We start from the raw sequence: 13173 nt of genomic DNA, 5'->3' as shown, positions 1-13173 counted from the left end.
CTCTATCTTTTATCTCTTTAGAAGCAGGTTCATACCCCTCTATTCGTTGAGAGTTCTCAACTGTTTTAGCTATCTCTTCTTTTGATAGTGTATAAGTTTTTTGTTTTAAAAGATTATTGAGGATATTTTTTAATTCACTTTGAATATCAACCCCATATTTTACGAGTTCTTGATATAAGTCATTTTCTATTTGGATAGTCACAATTACCCTTTTTAAATTTATCTTCAATTATAGCCAAAAAATATAAATTTAGGTTCTGAAGTAGGGGAAGGTTAAAAGTGTTTTGGCAAGAATTAGGAATTTGATGTAACTAAAGTACTCAATTGTTTTCTTATGTTTTATTAAGCCATATTTATAACTTTTATAACGAAAAACTAAGCCGTTCTAAGCTATAATCCCCAAAATTATAAACAATATAGGACGGACATATGGAAGGTGTATTTACTTTTTTAGGTGTATTTACTGGTCACGGTATAGGTATGGTCATGGCTCACTTGATTTTGGTCATGGGACTTGCTTTAGTACTAGCTAGATATGCTACTATGCAATTTAGAGCTGTACCAGGTGGTACTCAAAATGTTATGGAAGCTTTCCTTGATGGAGTAATCTCTATGGGAAAAGATACAGTTGGTGAGGAGTTGGCAAGAAAATATCTACCACTAGTGGCAACGGTTGGTCTTTTTGTAGTGATTTCAAACCTTATTGGTATTATTCCAGGGTTTGAGTCTCCAACTTCAAACATCAATGTTACTTTGCCTTTGGCTATAGTGGTATTTATCTACTACAACTATGAAGGTATTAGAGAGAATGGTGTTAAGAAATATTTTGCTCATTTTATGGGACCAGTTCCAGCACTTGCTCCACTGATGTTTCCAATTGAAATCTTATCACATGTATCTCGGATTGTATCTCTCTCATTTAGACTTTTTGGAAATATCAAAGGTGATGACCTTTTCTTATGGGTACTTTTAATGTTAACTCCATTTCTTATACCGATAGCACCATATGTACTTCTTACTTTTATGGCGTTTTTACAGGCTTTTGTATTTATGATTCTTATCTATGTTTACCTCTCAAGTGCTGTACTAATGAGTGACGATCATTAGCAGATGAGACTACCCTCTCCACTTTTGAGTCTGCTCATCAACTTTCTCTTGGGTGCATCTTGGGCTTTTGCCCTTATCGGTGCATCGGCTCTATTTTTCTCTTTTTTGGGTATTGGAATTATCTATGCTATTTTTGGCTCTTTTCTTGGGTCACTGCCTGGTCTTTTTATGGTACTTCTTATAGAGTATTTTCTGATGCGTGAAGAGAAACTAAGAGAGTTAAGAAAGCATACTAAACTACTTGAAGAGCTTGTAGCACAAAAAAATAACTACTAATTTTTATTCAATAGACATCTTGCAAAACTAGGAACCGATGGCTTTAGCCCAATGCCAATGAATTAGCGAGGCTGAAGCCATCGGTTCCGTATATACAATCTTCATTTACGGAATCGGCGTGTTTACACCCGAATTATTTGATTCAAAAAAAAGCTTAATTCATTGGCATTGGGCTTTAGCCTCGTCTTGTTCGGGACTAAAGTCTCCGATTCCAAAGAGTTTTGAAAAATCTATATTCAATAAAACTTTTTAAGTATTAGATTAAAAATATGGGGATATATCCTAAGATAATCTATCTCTAAACTCCTCATACCCAAACTCTTTCACAACCTCAACTCTACCATCTTTTCGTTTGATAATAATAGAAGGCATTGAAATCCCATTAAAAGTGGTAGCTTTTACCATTGTATAGTGCATTTGGTCTTCAAAGATGATTCTATCACCTATCTCCAACGGTTTATCAAAAGAGTAGTCTCCCATCACATCACCTGCTAGACATGTATTTCCTGCTAAACGATAGGTATAGGATTTTTTACCTGCCTCATCTGCACCCCTCACCTCTGCTCTATATGGCATGATAATGGTATCAGGCATATGAGCTTCAGCAGAAGTATTAAGAATAGCTATGTCTATACCGTTATGAACTATATCAAGCACGGAGGAGACAAGCGTTCCCGTCTCCCACCCGACTGCTTCACCCAGTTCTAAGTAGATTTGTAAGTGAGGGTATCTATTTTTAAACTCATTTAATATACTTATGAGTTTTTCTATATCATAACCCTTTCGAGTAATATGGTGACCTCCTCCAAAATTTACCCACTTCATATCTTTTAGATATTTGCCAAACTTATCTTCAAAAGCCTCCAGTACTTTTTCAAGAGCAGAAGAGTCCTGCTCACAAAGAGCATGAAAATGTAAACCATCAAGCCTCTCTAATAAAGTCTCATCAAAATTAGCAATAGTAGTTCCAAGCCGTGAGTAGAGACCACAAGGGTTATATAGCTCAACAGGAGATTTTGAATACTCTGGATTGACTCTAAGACCTATTGAGAGTTTGGAGTTATACTCTTTTGCTAAAGTTGAAAATCGCCTAAGCTGTGATGGAGAGTTAAAAATTAAGTGCTTTGAGATAGTTGCTATCTCCTCTATATCCTCCTCTTTGAATGCAGGACTGTAGGTGTGTAGCTCTTTTTTAAACTTCTCATCAGATAGCTTTGCCTCATGCAATCCACTAGCACAACAGCCATCAAGGTATTGAGAGACTAGAGGGAAGCTCTGCCATAGAGCATAACCTTTTAGGGCGAGGAGTATCTTTACTCCTGTTCGCTCTTTTATATTAGCTAGTATCTTTAGATTATTCTCTAGTAGAGTCTCTTCTAGTAGCCAATAAGGTGTTTTAAAATTAATCATTAAATGGCAAAAGTCCAAACTTCTTGATAAACGCCCTATCTATATCTATTAAGCCTCTCTCTTGCAGACTATCAAGCACCTCTTTAGTACAAAAAGTATCCCCTGGCCACTCTCTCGTAAATCCGTCTAGTTCGCTTTTATTTGTTCCATCAACAACGATTATTGGTTTAGTTATTATATCTCTCTGTGCATCTATATTGTTAACCACACGCCAAATCAACATATATGGTTCATCTATATCATTATTCTTTTTATCAACAATAATTAATACTTTGATATGTTTTTTAAGCGTAAACAGTTTTTCAATATCACTCTTGACTGATTTTGTTTTATTAATAGTCACGATACAGATAGGGTTTTTGGTCTCTGTAAAATATTGTCTTAAATCCACAGTAGAGCTATATATCTCTTGCATTTTTTTGAGAAGTTCGCTATCTTCTAGTGGCTTTTCTACAGCACTTTGAACTATATTACCAGTAGCATCAATCCCTAGCTTTCCACCAACTAGCGTTTCGTTTGCTGTGTGGTCAAGAGCATCTATTATCCCTTGGGTAATTAAAATTTTATCAGGGTCAAGACGATTTAGAATATACTCTGTAATAGCCATATCATCATGAAGCTCTGGAGCATCCTCATTGACAAATATAGCATGTTTCACAAAACTCATCTGCCCAACTCCCCAAAAGGCGTGCATAAACTGCTGTGCGTGACCTTTATATAAAGTTTTCATTTTTCCAAGTATTAGGTTATGAAATACTCCATTTTCAGGCATGTAATAATCAATAAGGTCAGGAGCCATTGGTTTTAACATCGGCAGAAATATTCTCTCTGTTGCCCATCCCATATATTTATCTTCAAGAGGTGGTTTACCCACAACTGTTGCTTGAAAAACAGGTTTCTCTTTCATGGTTATGGTCTCTATCTCCATCACAGGATATGGCTCTTCAAGAGTATAATATCCAGTATGGTCACCAAAAGGCCCCTCTATCTTCATCTTTTCTGGGTCAACAAACCCCTCGATAACTATATCTACATCTTCTGGAATATATATATCATTGGTCATAGATTTAACAAGTCTAGCTTTTTTCCCTCTCACAAATCCATAGAGCAACATCTCAAACATCCCATGAGGCATAGGAGCTTGACCACACCATATATAGAGAGGGTCACCACCAATCCCAACAGTCACAGGCATTTTTTTCCCTGCTTTTTGATACTGGTCAAAGAAGTGAGAAGCATCTTTGTGTATCTGCCAGTGCATTCCAAGATGGTTTTTGTCATACTGCTGTAGTCTATACATCCCAAGGTTCTGCATCTCCCCATCAAGACTCTGTGTATAGACCTGCCCCATAGTTATAAAAGCTCCACCATCCTCTTCCCATGTTTTTAGGATAGGCAGTCTGTCTAAGTCTACATCCTCTTTTTTGACAATCAACTGCTGACACGCACCTGTACTTTTTAGTCGTTTTGGAAAGACATTTTTTAGAGCAAAAAGTTCAGGAATCATCTTTAGTTTTGCCATAAAACTCTCAGGTGGTTTTAACTTTAGTAACTTATCTATCCCCTCAGCTACCCTGTCAGGATGTTTTCCAAATATATTTTGAGTGAGCTTCTTGTTTGCAAAAATATTCATAAGTACAGGCATATCATACTCTATATTTTTGTTACGATTGATAGGATTTGTGAAGAGTAGGGGGCGTGAGTCATCTTTTTTGACCTCTATGTAGGCGATATGTGGAATCTCTAGCTCTACATCTAGTGGTTCGTCTATAATCTTTAGATTACCGTTCTCTTTTAGCCATTGTATGACATCGTTCATATAATACTCCAAAAACTGTTATTGAATATCTTTCTTAGAAAACTAAAGTTTTTCTTTTCTAGTTTTGCAAGAAGTTAAATATTTTTAGTGGCAGGAGTGCTCACGCTACAGTTAAATTTTTTGGGTATTATATCTTAAATGTTGAATTTTATTTAACAGCAACATCAATTTAGTAGACGCATATGCTATTTTAATGTACATTCTTAAAAAAATCCCTAACATACTCATACCCAGAGTAGAGTGTAATCACAACAGCTATCCAGAGTAGAGCCTCTCCACCATACCAACCCATAAGCAGAAATCCAATGGCAATCATCTGTACAACAGTTTTAATTTTGCCCATCACTGACGCAGATATGTCAATTCCCTCAGCCACCGCAGATACACGAAGTCCTGTGATAAATAGTTCACGAGTTACAATAAAAAAGATAGCCCAAGGGGATGCAGAACCAATCATCATAAGTCCTAAAAATCCAGCAAATGTTAACATCTTGTCTGCTAGTGGATCTAAAATCTTGCCCATAGTAGTGATTTGATTAAAAGTTCTAGCTATATAGCCATCAAAAAAGTCAGTGGCAGATGCTAGTACAAAGATAAAAGCTGCTGTGTAGTTTAACCATGAGGGGTGAATGCCATTAAATATCTCTGCATCTTGGTTGACTAGGAAAAAAAACATGACAGGTGCTAAAAGTAGTCGAATAAATGCTAATATATTTGGAATATTTACGATTTTTGAAGAATCCATTTTTGGGTTGTTCCTTTGTAGGGGCAAACCGATGTGTTTGCCCTTTTGTTTTATACCAATCTGATATTATTTAAATGTAGTCCCACCATCAACAGTAAGCGTCTGACCAGTAATCCAAGATGCCTCATCGCTACATAAGAAATAGACCGATGAAGCAATATCCTCAGGTGTCCCCATTCTATTAACAGCAGAGCGTTCTATAGTAGCATTTTTGACCTCTTCATAGTTTGTAAAAGCCTTTAGAGCATCTGTATCAATGGGACCACCACTTACCGCATTGACACGAATTCCCATATCTCCAAGTTCGGCAGCAGCGTAACGACTCATCGCCTCCACGGCTGCTTTGTTTGTTCCATGACCTGCATAATTTTCGATATATACTAGATTTCCCGTGGAACTCATAGTAACTATGCTTCCACCACCCACTTTTTCCATCCGTTTTGCAGCCTCTTGTGAACCACAGACAAAAGCACCAACAGTTGCAGTATAGATATTGGTTAGACCTTTTTTAGGTTTTAGACGCATAAATTTACCATATCCACCCACAACAGGACGACCATAAATCATAGCATTGGATACAAAAAAGTCTATTCGGTCAAAATCTTTATCAATGGCTAAAAATAGAGGTTTAAACTCATCAAGTTCTAAAATATTAAGAGGATAAGCTCTAGCTTTTATCTTGTAAGTTGTCTCCAAATAGGTAGCAATCTCGTTAGCAATCTCTTCATTTGAGTTATAAGTAAAAGCAACATTAACACCCTCTTGTGCAAACTTCTCTGCAATCGCTTTACCTATACCTTTTGTTGCACCAGTTATAACAACTGTTTTACCTTTGTTGCTAGACATATTAGTTCATACCCTCGAAATTACACTGCTTTAGAACATCTTCAATCAAATCCATATTTTCAACACTTGGTGCAACCAAAGGAAGTCTATACTCCAAGGTATCAATAAGCCCTACGATATACATTGCCGCCTTGATAGGGATAGGATTACTCTCACAAAAAAGTACTTTATTCACAGGATAGAGCATATCATTAATCGCTTTTGACTGCTTTAACTCACCTCTTAGTGCCGTATGAGCCAGTTCTGCTTTTAGTTTTGGCAGTAGATTGGCTGTAACTGAAGTGATACCTTTTCCTCCATTGGCAAGAATTGGGTAATCAATAGCATCATCACCAGAGAAAACATAGAGGTCAGGTCTCTTGGCTAGAAGCTCAACGGTTCTCTCTATAGAGCCTGTCGCCTCTTTGATTCCAAAAATATTCTCTACATCATCAAAGAGTCTACATACCGTATCAGCCTCTATATCTACACCTGTTCTCCCTGGTACATTATAGAGCATAAATGGTAACTCTACCGATTTTGCAATCGCTTTGTAGTGTTGATATAGCCCCTCTTGGCTCGGTTTGTTGTAGTATGGACTCACAGAAAATATCGCATCAACCCCACAAGCCTCTGCATGTCTTGCAATATCTATCGCCTCATGTGTTGCATTGCTTCCTGCACCTGCAAGTACTTTTGTCTGGGTTCCTCTACAGACCTCTACTGCAATCTCAATACATCTTTTGTGTTCATCGTGAGTGAGCGTTGCACTCTCTCCTGTTGTTCCCACAGGACAGACAGCATCTATGTCGTTGTCAATCTGTCTCTGGATTAGTTTTCCATAAGTTGCCTCATCTAGTGTACCATTTTTGAATGGTGTAATCAGTGCTGTTGTTGCACCTGTGATTAAATTGCTCATCTGCTTTTCCTAAGTATTAGTGTTGTAGCTAGGTCGTTGTTGAAGTATTTTTTTGCTACCTCTGTGACCATTTCAGGCGTAATTTTATCTAAATTCTCTTCATATTCAAGTAAAGGTTTTAGATTTCCTCGCACTAGATAGCTTCCAAATAGTGAGTTGACATCTGAAGAGCTTTCGAGAGAATAGACAAAGTCTGCTTTGGAGTTGATTTTAACTTTATCCAACTCCTCTTTGGTCACACTACCTTTTTTGATTTTCTCTATCTCTTCAAGTATCTCTTTTTCCACATCTTCTATCTTAATATCTGGATTGGCTATCGCCATAAATAGAAATATACCATCATCAGTTAGCTCCATATTATAACCATAAACGGTGTTGACCATCTGTTTGTTATCTATAAGCTCTTTGTGTAATCTTGAACTTTTACCTGAACTCATAAGCTCAGAGATGGCTGAGAGTACCACTTGGTCTTTGTGTTCAAAGTTGGGAATAGGATAGGCAATAGCGATGGTATCTACTGTATTGTTATCTTTATATATAACCTGTCGTATGCTACCATCTCTCGAAGGCTCCACAGGTTTACACTCTGGAATCTTAACTTTGTTTTTAATCTTTCCAAATTTAGCCTCTGCCTCTTTGAATACAGACTCTTTGTCTATATCACCAGTGACTACCAAAATCGCATTGTTAGGCTGATAGTACTTCTCATGAAACTCTCTAATATCCTCAATCGTCCATGTCTGAATATCATTCATAAAACCAATTGGTGTCCAGTGGTATGGGTGAGAGACATAGTGTGTGTTAAAAAGTCTAAAATAGAGATAACCAATAGGTGGATTATCTGTTCGTACTCGTCTCTCCTCGGCTACTACTTTTCGCTCTACTTGAAACTCATCATCTTTTAGGTTCAGATTTTCCATTAGTTCAGCAAAAAGCTCCATAGAAGTTGGCAAGTTTTGCGAAGAAGATTTGATAAAATAACTAGTGTAATCAAAGCTTGTAGATGCGTTGTTTATTGCACCTTTTGATTTTACTATCTTATCAAACTCACCAGCTTCAAGGTTCTTTGTAGATTTGAAGTTTAGATGCTCCAACATATGAGCGATGCCACTTTTGCCCATCACCTCATTTCGGCTTCCTACTTTGTAGAAAATATCTGTTGTGATAACATTTGACCTGTTTTTCATCGGTATTACAACCACCTCTAAACCATTCTCTAGCGTTTTTGTATAGTGCGTTGGTAATGAATTTGCCATTAAAATCCCTGTTAATAATATTGTTGTAGTTATAAATTTAGTTAAAATTCTCATCTATAATCAGCTCCTATAGCCTCTGTGATATTAGAGTATCCATCAGCCTCAATAAGTTTTGTCAGCCCCTCATTTATCTCTTTGACCATTTTAGGACCATTATATATAAGCATAGTAAGAATCTGAACCAGTGATGCACCTGCTTTGATTCGTCTATAGGCATCCTCTGCATCCTCTATTCCACCTACAGCGATGAGTGTAGTCTTTCCATAAAGCTCTTTTCCAATAGCTTGAAATAACTTAAATGATTTTTCTCGAACTAAAGTTCCAGAGATTCCACCAAAATCTTTTGTATTTTTACTAACTGAGTAGTCGACAGTGGTATTGGTTGCAATAATCCCCTCAGCCCCTGCATCTACTGCTGTCTTACAAAGTTCAATTGCATCCTCTGCGTCCATATCAGGTGCAATTTTCAACAATATGGGTTTGTCTGTAATCTTTTTTGCCATTGTGAAAATATCAAAGATAAACTCCTTGTTTTGAAGATTTCTTAAGCCAGGGGTGTTTGGTGATGAGATATTTATAACAATATAATCACCATAATCTTTAAATATATGCAATAGCATCTCATAATCACTCAAAGATTCATCCCCTTGCGTTAACTTATTTTTACCGATATTAATACCAATAGGATAGTCAAAAAAGTAGAGCTTGTTGAGTCGTTTGAGCATATACTCTGCACCATGGTTGTTAAATCCCATCGCATTTTGAATTGACCTATCCTCTTTTAGCCTAAAGAGACGAGGTTTGGGATTGCCATCTTGTGGTTTTGGTGTGATAGTGCCTATCTCTGTGTACCCAAATCCAAGTATCGGTGTAGCTGTAATATACTCACCATTTTTATCAAAACCTGCTGCCAATCCAACAGGGTTTTGAAATTTTTTTCCAAAAAGAGTTTGAGATAGAACAGGATTGCTCACAAAATAGTGATTTTTTAGCATTCGCATTATACTAGGGGCATAAGCCAAAGAGCGAAGTCCCAATCCCGCAATAGAGTGTGCTGTCTCTGGGTCTAGCCTGAAAAGAATTTTTTTTATAGTTTGATAAGAGAAAAGTGACAATGTATACTCCAAATATTTTATTGAACGAATTATATCAGAATTTGTTTTACTCTTTTAGTATAAAAAACCAAATAAAACAATAAGCCAAATCTGATATAATCACAAAATTATAATTTAGAGAAAAAAGGCAAAAAATATGGCAATTGAAACAGTAGGTTCAGTAGAAGAGTTTAAGGCACTAGTAGCAGAGGTAGAGAGTGGGGAGGGTTATAGAAAACCGATAGGATTTGGTATCGCTAGGGTTGATAGAGGTCAGAAAAGTGCAGACAAAGTTTTACAAGCGAACTATGGTCTTATCAACTGGGGTGAGAACTTTGGTTCGGCGGCTGTATATGTAAAAGCTCTTCAAGAGTCAGGATGTAGCGTTGATTTTTCTGGGTCAGAGTTTGTAGCAACAATCAATGATGATTTTGTCAAAAATTCACTCTTGGCATTTGCACCGTTTATGGGAGAGGCGAGAGGTTCAGTACATAAAAATATTCAGGTGATTAAAACACTATCAAAGATGGAAGATTTGGCTAAAAACTTTAGAATCACATTCCTATTTGCAGATGAGAACCCAGAGAGTGTTGAGGCAGTATATCTTAAGTTATATGCTCTATCTCAAAATAAAGTAGAGCTAAGAAGTATGAATCTTAATGGTGCATTTGGAATCCTCTCCAATGTGGCATGGGTTGGAAACACTCCTTATGAGTTGGAGTATCTGCGAGAGAATGAGATTGAGATGAAACTAAACGGAACTTATCCTGCTGTTGATTCTGTAGATAAATTCCCAAGATTCTTACAACACATCATCCCTGCTGACAATACAAGAATTTTGGAGGCTTCAAAGGTTCGAATGGGGGCTCAACTAGCAGATGGTACAACTGTTATGCCTGGGGCTTCGTACATCAACTTCAACGCTGGAACACTAGGTTCTGTAATGGTTGAGGGTCGAATCTCTAGTTCAGCAATTGTTGGAGCTGGTTCTGATATTGGTGGTGGTGCTAGTATCCTTGGTGTGCTTAGTGGAACTGATGGCAACCCTATCTCTATTGGTGAAAACACACTTCTTGGGGCAAATTCAACTTGTGGTATTCCTCTTGGTGATGCGTGTATTATTGATGGTGGCGTTGCTATCTTTGCAGGAACAAAAGTTGAGATTTCTGCTGATGAGTTGGCTAAGATAAATGAGGCAAATCCTGAAGCAAATCTTGAAGATAATAGAATATTTAGAGCTGATGCACTTCAAGGGTTAAATGGTCTTCACTTTAGACAAGACTCAACAACAGGTAAGATGGTTGTAAATAGAAGTGTTAGAGAAGTTAAGCTTAACGCAGAGTTGCACTAATGGAAGAGTTGGATATAATTAAACAAGTTTTTCTTTTGGCAATTGCCAAGAGAGAAGAGGGAGAGAGTATGAAAGATACTTTGGAGTCTCTTGTTAATACAGGAATGTTTGAATCAGGTATGAAAGAAGCTAAACAGACCCTCCAAGAGCTTAGAGAATCCAATCATATTGTTGGTGACAATCTCTCCATGATTGGAGTGATGGTAGCCAATCAAGCAGAACAAGAGTTTAAACAATAATTTTTTTGGAATCGGAGGCTTCAGCCCCGAAATAGTTGGCGAGGCTAAAGCCATCGGTTCCGAAAACCAAGGAGCAAAAAATGCGAGTAGATAAATGGTTAGCAGCAGTAAATGTTATAAAAAGAAGAACAGTAGCATCAGATATGGTAAAGAGTGGAGTGGTTTTTGTTAATGATATGAAAGCAAAAGCTAGTAAACAGGTGAGCATCGGCGATAAGGTCACAATTGAATATCTAAAAGGTGCTAAACATTACGAAGTTTTGCAAGTACCTACAACGAAAACTATCCCAAAAAGCCAAAAAGATGAATATTTTAAAGAGTTGCTATGATAGATACTAAAAAGAAATTTGAAAAACTGTTTAACAATCAACTATCTACCCAAGATGCGAGAAAATTCTTGATAGAACTATATAAAAAGGGTGAAACCTCTGAAGATATAGCCATAGCAGCATCGGTTATGCGTGAACACTCTATCAAACTTCCAATATCAAAAGAGCTACAAGACCAAGCGATAGATATAGTAGGAACTGGTGGAGACAAGAGTGGAAGCTTTAATATCTCTACAACAGTTTCACTCCTTCTAGCTTCATTCGGTTCAGTAGTGGCAAAACATGGAAATAGAAGTATCACAAGCAACTCAGGTTCTGCTGATGCGTTGGAGACTTTGGGGATTAATCTCAATCTTAGTCCAATTCAACAGCTTAAGATGTTAGAAGAGACAGGTTTCTGTTTTATATTTGCCATGAATCATCATCCTGCCATGAAACATATTATGCCAATTAGAAAATCAATTGACCATCGAACTATCTTTAATATTTTGGGACCATTGACAAATCCAGCAGGAGCAAAAAATTACCTCTTGGGTGTTTTCTCTCCTGATTATATTGAGCGAATGGCAGAAGCGTTAGTGGAACTTGGTGTTGATAGAGCATTTGTTGTTAGTAGCGATGATGGAATGGATGAAATCTCTTTGGCTACGACTAGTCAATTTGCTTATGTTCAAGATAATATAGTATCTAGGGGTATTATTGAGCCAGAGAGATTTGGATTTAAATTAGCTCCAAAGAAAGCGATACTTGGTGGAAATGCCACTGATAATGCGTTAATAACAAAGAATATATTTAGTGGTAAATCCACACAAGCACAGAGAGATATTGTGGTGTTAAATGCTGGATTTGCTCTGTTTGTTAATGGTAGTGTTCGTGATATGCAAGAGGCATTTGAAGTTGCTAGATATGGGCTTGATAGTGGGGATGCGAAGGAGCATTTGGAGTTGATAGCTAAGGTTTCAAATAAAATATAGATATAATATTGAAAAGGTGAAAATATGGCATTAACATTAAATGCAGAGCAGAAATCTATATATAATATATTTATGGGAAAATGCCAATATCTTATTCCTCCCTATCAACGACCATACTCATGGCAACTTCAACACTGCAAAAAACTTTTTGAAGACCTAAAAAGAGAGTTTTATAATGAGAAAAAAGAGGGATATTTTTTAGGAAATATTGTTCTTGCTTGGAGTGTGGAATCAAGAGATGTGTTTGAGGTTATTGATGGTCAACAGAGATTGACAACACTTCTTCTTCTCCTAAAAGTTCTTTTGGCTTTTGATAGTGAAAATAGCAATATCAAAAATGCCATTTGGATAGTAGATGAGAGAAGCAAAAAAATTAAAGATGAGAGATTAAGATTTAGTGACTATGTTATGAACTCTCATTTTTATAAAGAGGTTTTAGAGTTAAATTTGGATAGTGATGTATGTAATAAAGAGATAGATGAGCAAAATCTTTTTATGCAAAATCTCTGTTATTTTTATACAGAGATAGAGGAGATGAGTCAATATGAGAAGATTGAAAATTTTGTTGATTTTTTACTTTACGATGTCTCTCTACTTCCTATAGAGACGGGAGATGGTACAGCAAAAGAGGCTAGAGAGAAGGCTCTTACTATATTTGAGACTATTAATAATAGAGGACTGAATCTATCAAATTCGGATATTTTTAAGGCTCGACTCTATGAGATGGCTTTGAATGAATTGGAAGAGGAGAATTTTATATCTTTGTGGAATAAGTTTGAGAAAAGTGTTAATGAAATTAATTACTCAATAGATAATGTTTTTTATATCT

At 36.7% G+C, this 13173-nt stretch carries 15 protein-coding genes; 7 read left to right on the top strand and 8 right to left on the bottom strand.

The features are described from left to right. Positions 1-202 (bottom strand): hypothetical protein (locus GSY74_RS04280; protein ID WP_164663857.1); only part of this gene is annotated, 202 nt, incomplete at its 3' end. Positions 203-429: 227 nt separating this feature from the next. Between GSY74_RS04280 and GSY74_RS04275 the strand changes: the two genes are divergently transcribed. Together GSY74_RS04275 and GSY74_RS04270 are read left to right on the top strand one after the other, a co-directional pair. Beyond that, a complete protein-coding gene (locus GSY74_RS04275; RefSeq protein WP_164663869.1) occupies positions 430-1107 on the top strand; it encodes a F0F1 ATP synthase subunit A in 678 nt (225 codons plus the stop codon). Between the two features lie 3 nt (positions 1108-1110). Continuing rightward, the gene (locus tag GSY74_RS04270; RefSeq protein ID WP_164663868.1) at positions 1111-1383 is read left to right on the top strand and encodes a hypothetical protein; all 273 of its coding nucleotides are present in this window, start codon (positions 1111-1113) and stop codon (positions 1381-1383) included. A 282-nt stretch (positions 1384-1665) separates the two neighbouring features. Here GSY74_RS04270 and nspC read toward each other — a convergent pair whose 3' ends face one another. The 7 genes from nspC to GSY74_RS04235 form a co-directional block, all read right to left on the bottom strand. Then, complete coding sequence (gene nspC, locus GSY74_RS04265; RefSeq protein WP_164663867.1) at positions 1666-2793, bottom strand: carboxynorspermidine decarboxylase; 1128 nt, start codon at positions 2791-2793, stop codon at positions 1666-1668. Beyond that, positions 2786-4612, bottom strand: a complete 1827-nt coding sequence (locus GSY74_RS04260) for a menaquinone biosynthesis decarboxylase (RefSeq protein WP_164663866.1) — start codon at positions 4610-4612, stop codon at positions 2786-2788. The genes nspC and GSY74_RS04260 overlap by 8 nt, the downstream gene beginning before the upstream one ends. Before the next feature lie 190 nt (positions 4613-4802). Continuing rightward, entirely contained in the window at positions 4803-5357 is a 555-nt protein-coding gene (gene pgsA, locus GSY74_RS04255) for a CDP-diacylglycerol--glycerol-3-phosphate 3-phosphatidyltransferase (protein ID WP_188108695.1), read from the bottom strand. Positions 5358-5423: 66 nt separating this feature from the next. After that, positions 5424-6203 (bottom strand): enoyl-ACP reductase, encoded by a 780-nt coding sequence (locus tag GSY74_RS04250; protein WP_164663865.1) that lies wholly within the window; start codon positions 6201-6203, stop codon positions 5424-5426. Between the two features lies 1 nt (position 6204). Further along, on the bottom strand, positions 6205-7101 hold the full coding sequence (dapA, locus tag GSY74_RS04245; protein WP_164663864.1) for a 4-hydroxy-tetrahydrodipicolinate synthase: 897 nt from the start codon (positions 7099-7101) through the stop codon (positions 6205-6207). Then, the gene (locus tag GSY74_RS04240; RefSeq protein WP_164663863.1) at positions 7098-8357 is read right to left on the bottom strand and encodes a pitrilysin family protein; all 1260 of its coding nucleotides are present in this window, start codon (positions 8355-8357) and stop codon (positions 7098-7100) included. The genes dapA and GSY74_RS04240 overlap by 4 nt, the downstream gene beginning before the upstream one ends. Positions 8358-8407: 50 nt before the next feature. Then, positions 8408-9472 (bottom strand): quinone-dependent dihydroorotate dehydrogenase, encoded by a 1065-nt coding sequence (locus GSY74_RS04235; RefSeq protein WP_164663862.1) that lies wholly within the window; start codon positions 9470-9472, stop codon positions 8408-8410. A 136-nt stretch (positions 9473-9608) separates the two neighbouring features. On the opposite strand from GSY74_RS04235, the gene GSY74_RS04230 reads away from it, so the two are divergent. From GSY74_RS04230 to GSY74_RS04210, 5 genes are all read left to right on the top strand, one after another. Further along, positions 9609-10802 carry a tetrahydrodipicolinate N-succinyltransferase N-terminal domain-containing protein gene (locus GSY74_RS04230; protein WP_164663861.1) on the top strand — a complete coding sequence of 398 codons (1194 nt, stop codon included), beginning with the start codon at positions 9609-9611 and terminating at the stop codon, positions 10800-10802. An 8-nt stretch (positions 10803-10810) separates the two neighbouring features. Next, positions 10811-11041, top strand: coding sequence for a hypothetical protein (locus GSY74_RS04225; protein ID WP_164663860.1), 231 nt, complete (start codon positions 10811-10813; stop codon positions 11039-11041). An 80-nt stretch (positions 11042-11121) separates the two neighbouring features. Continuing rightward, positions 11122-11370, top strand: coding sequence for an RNA-binding S4 domain-containing protein (locus tag GSY74_RS04220; protein WP_164663859.1), 249 nt, complete (start codon positions 11122-11124; stop codon positions 11368-11370). Continuing rightward, complete coding sequence (trpD, locus tag GSY74_RS04215) at positions 11367-12344, top strand: anthranilate phosphoribosyltransferase (RefSeq protein ID WP_188108694.1); 978 nt, start codon at positions 11367-11369, stop codon at positions 12342-12344. Before GSY74_RS04220 ends, trpD begins: the two co-directional genes overlap by 4 nt. Before the next feature lie 24 nt (positions 12345-12368). Then, positions 12369-13173 (top strand): DUF262 domain-containing protein (locus GSY74_RS04210; RefSeq protein ID WP_164663858.1); only part of this gene is annotated, 805 nt, incomplete at its 3' end.

The sequence above is a fragment of the Sulfurovum sp. bin170 genome (genome assembly GCF_010892395.1).
Classification (GTDB): Bacteria; Campylobacterota; Campylobacteria; order Campylobacterales; family Sulfurovaceae; genus UBA1140.
The sequence above is the reverse complement of the archived record's forward strand: the minus strand, read 5'-3'. Positions and strand labels throughout refer to the sequence as shown.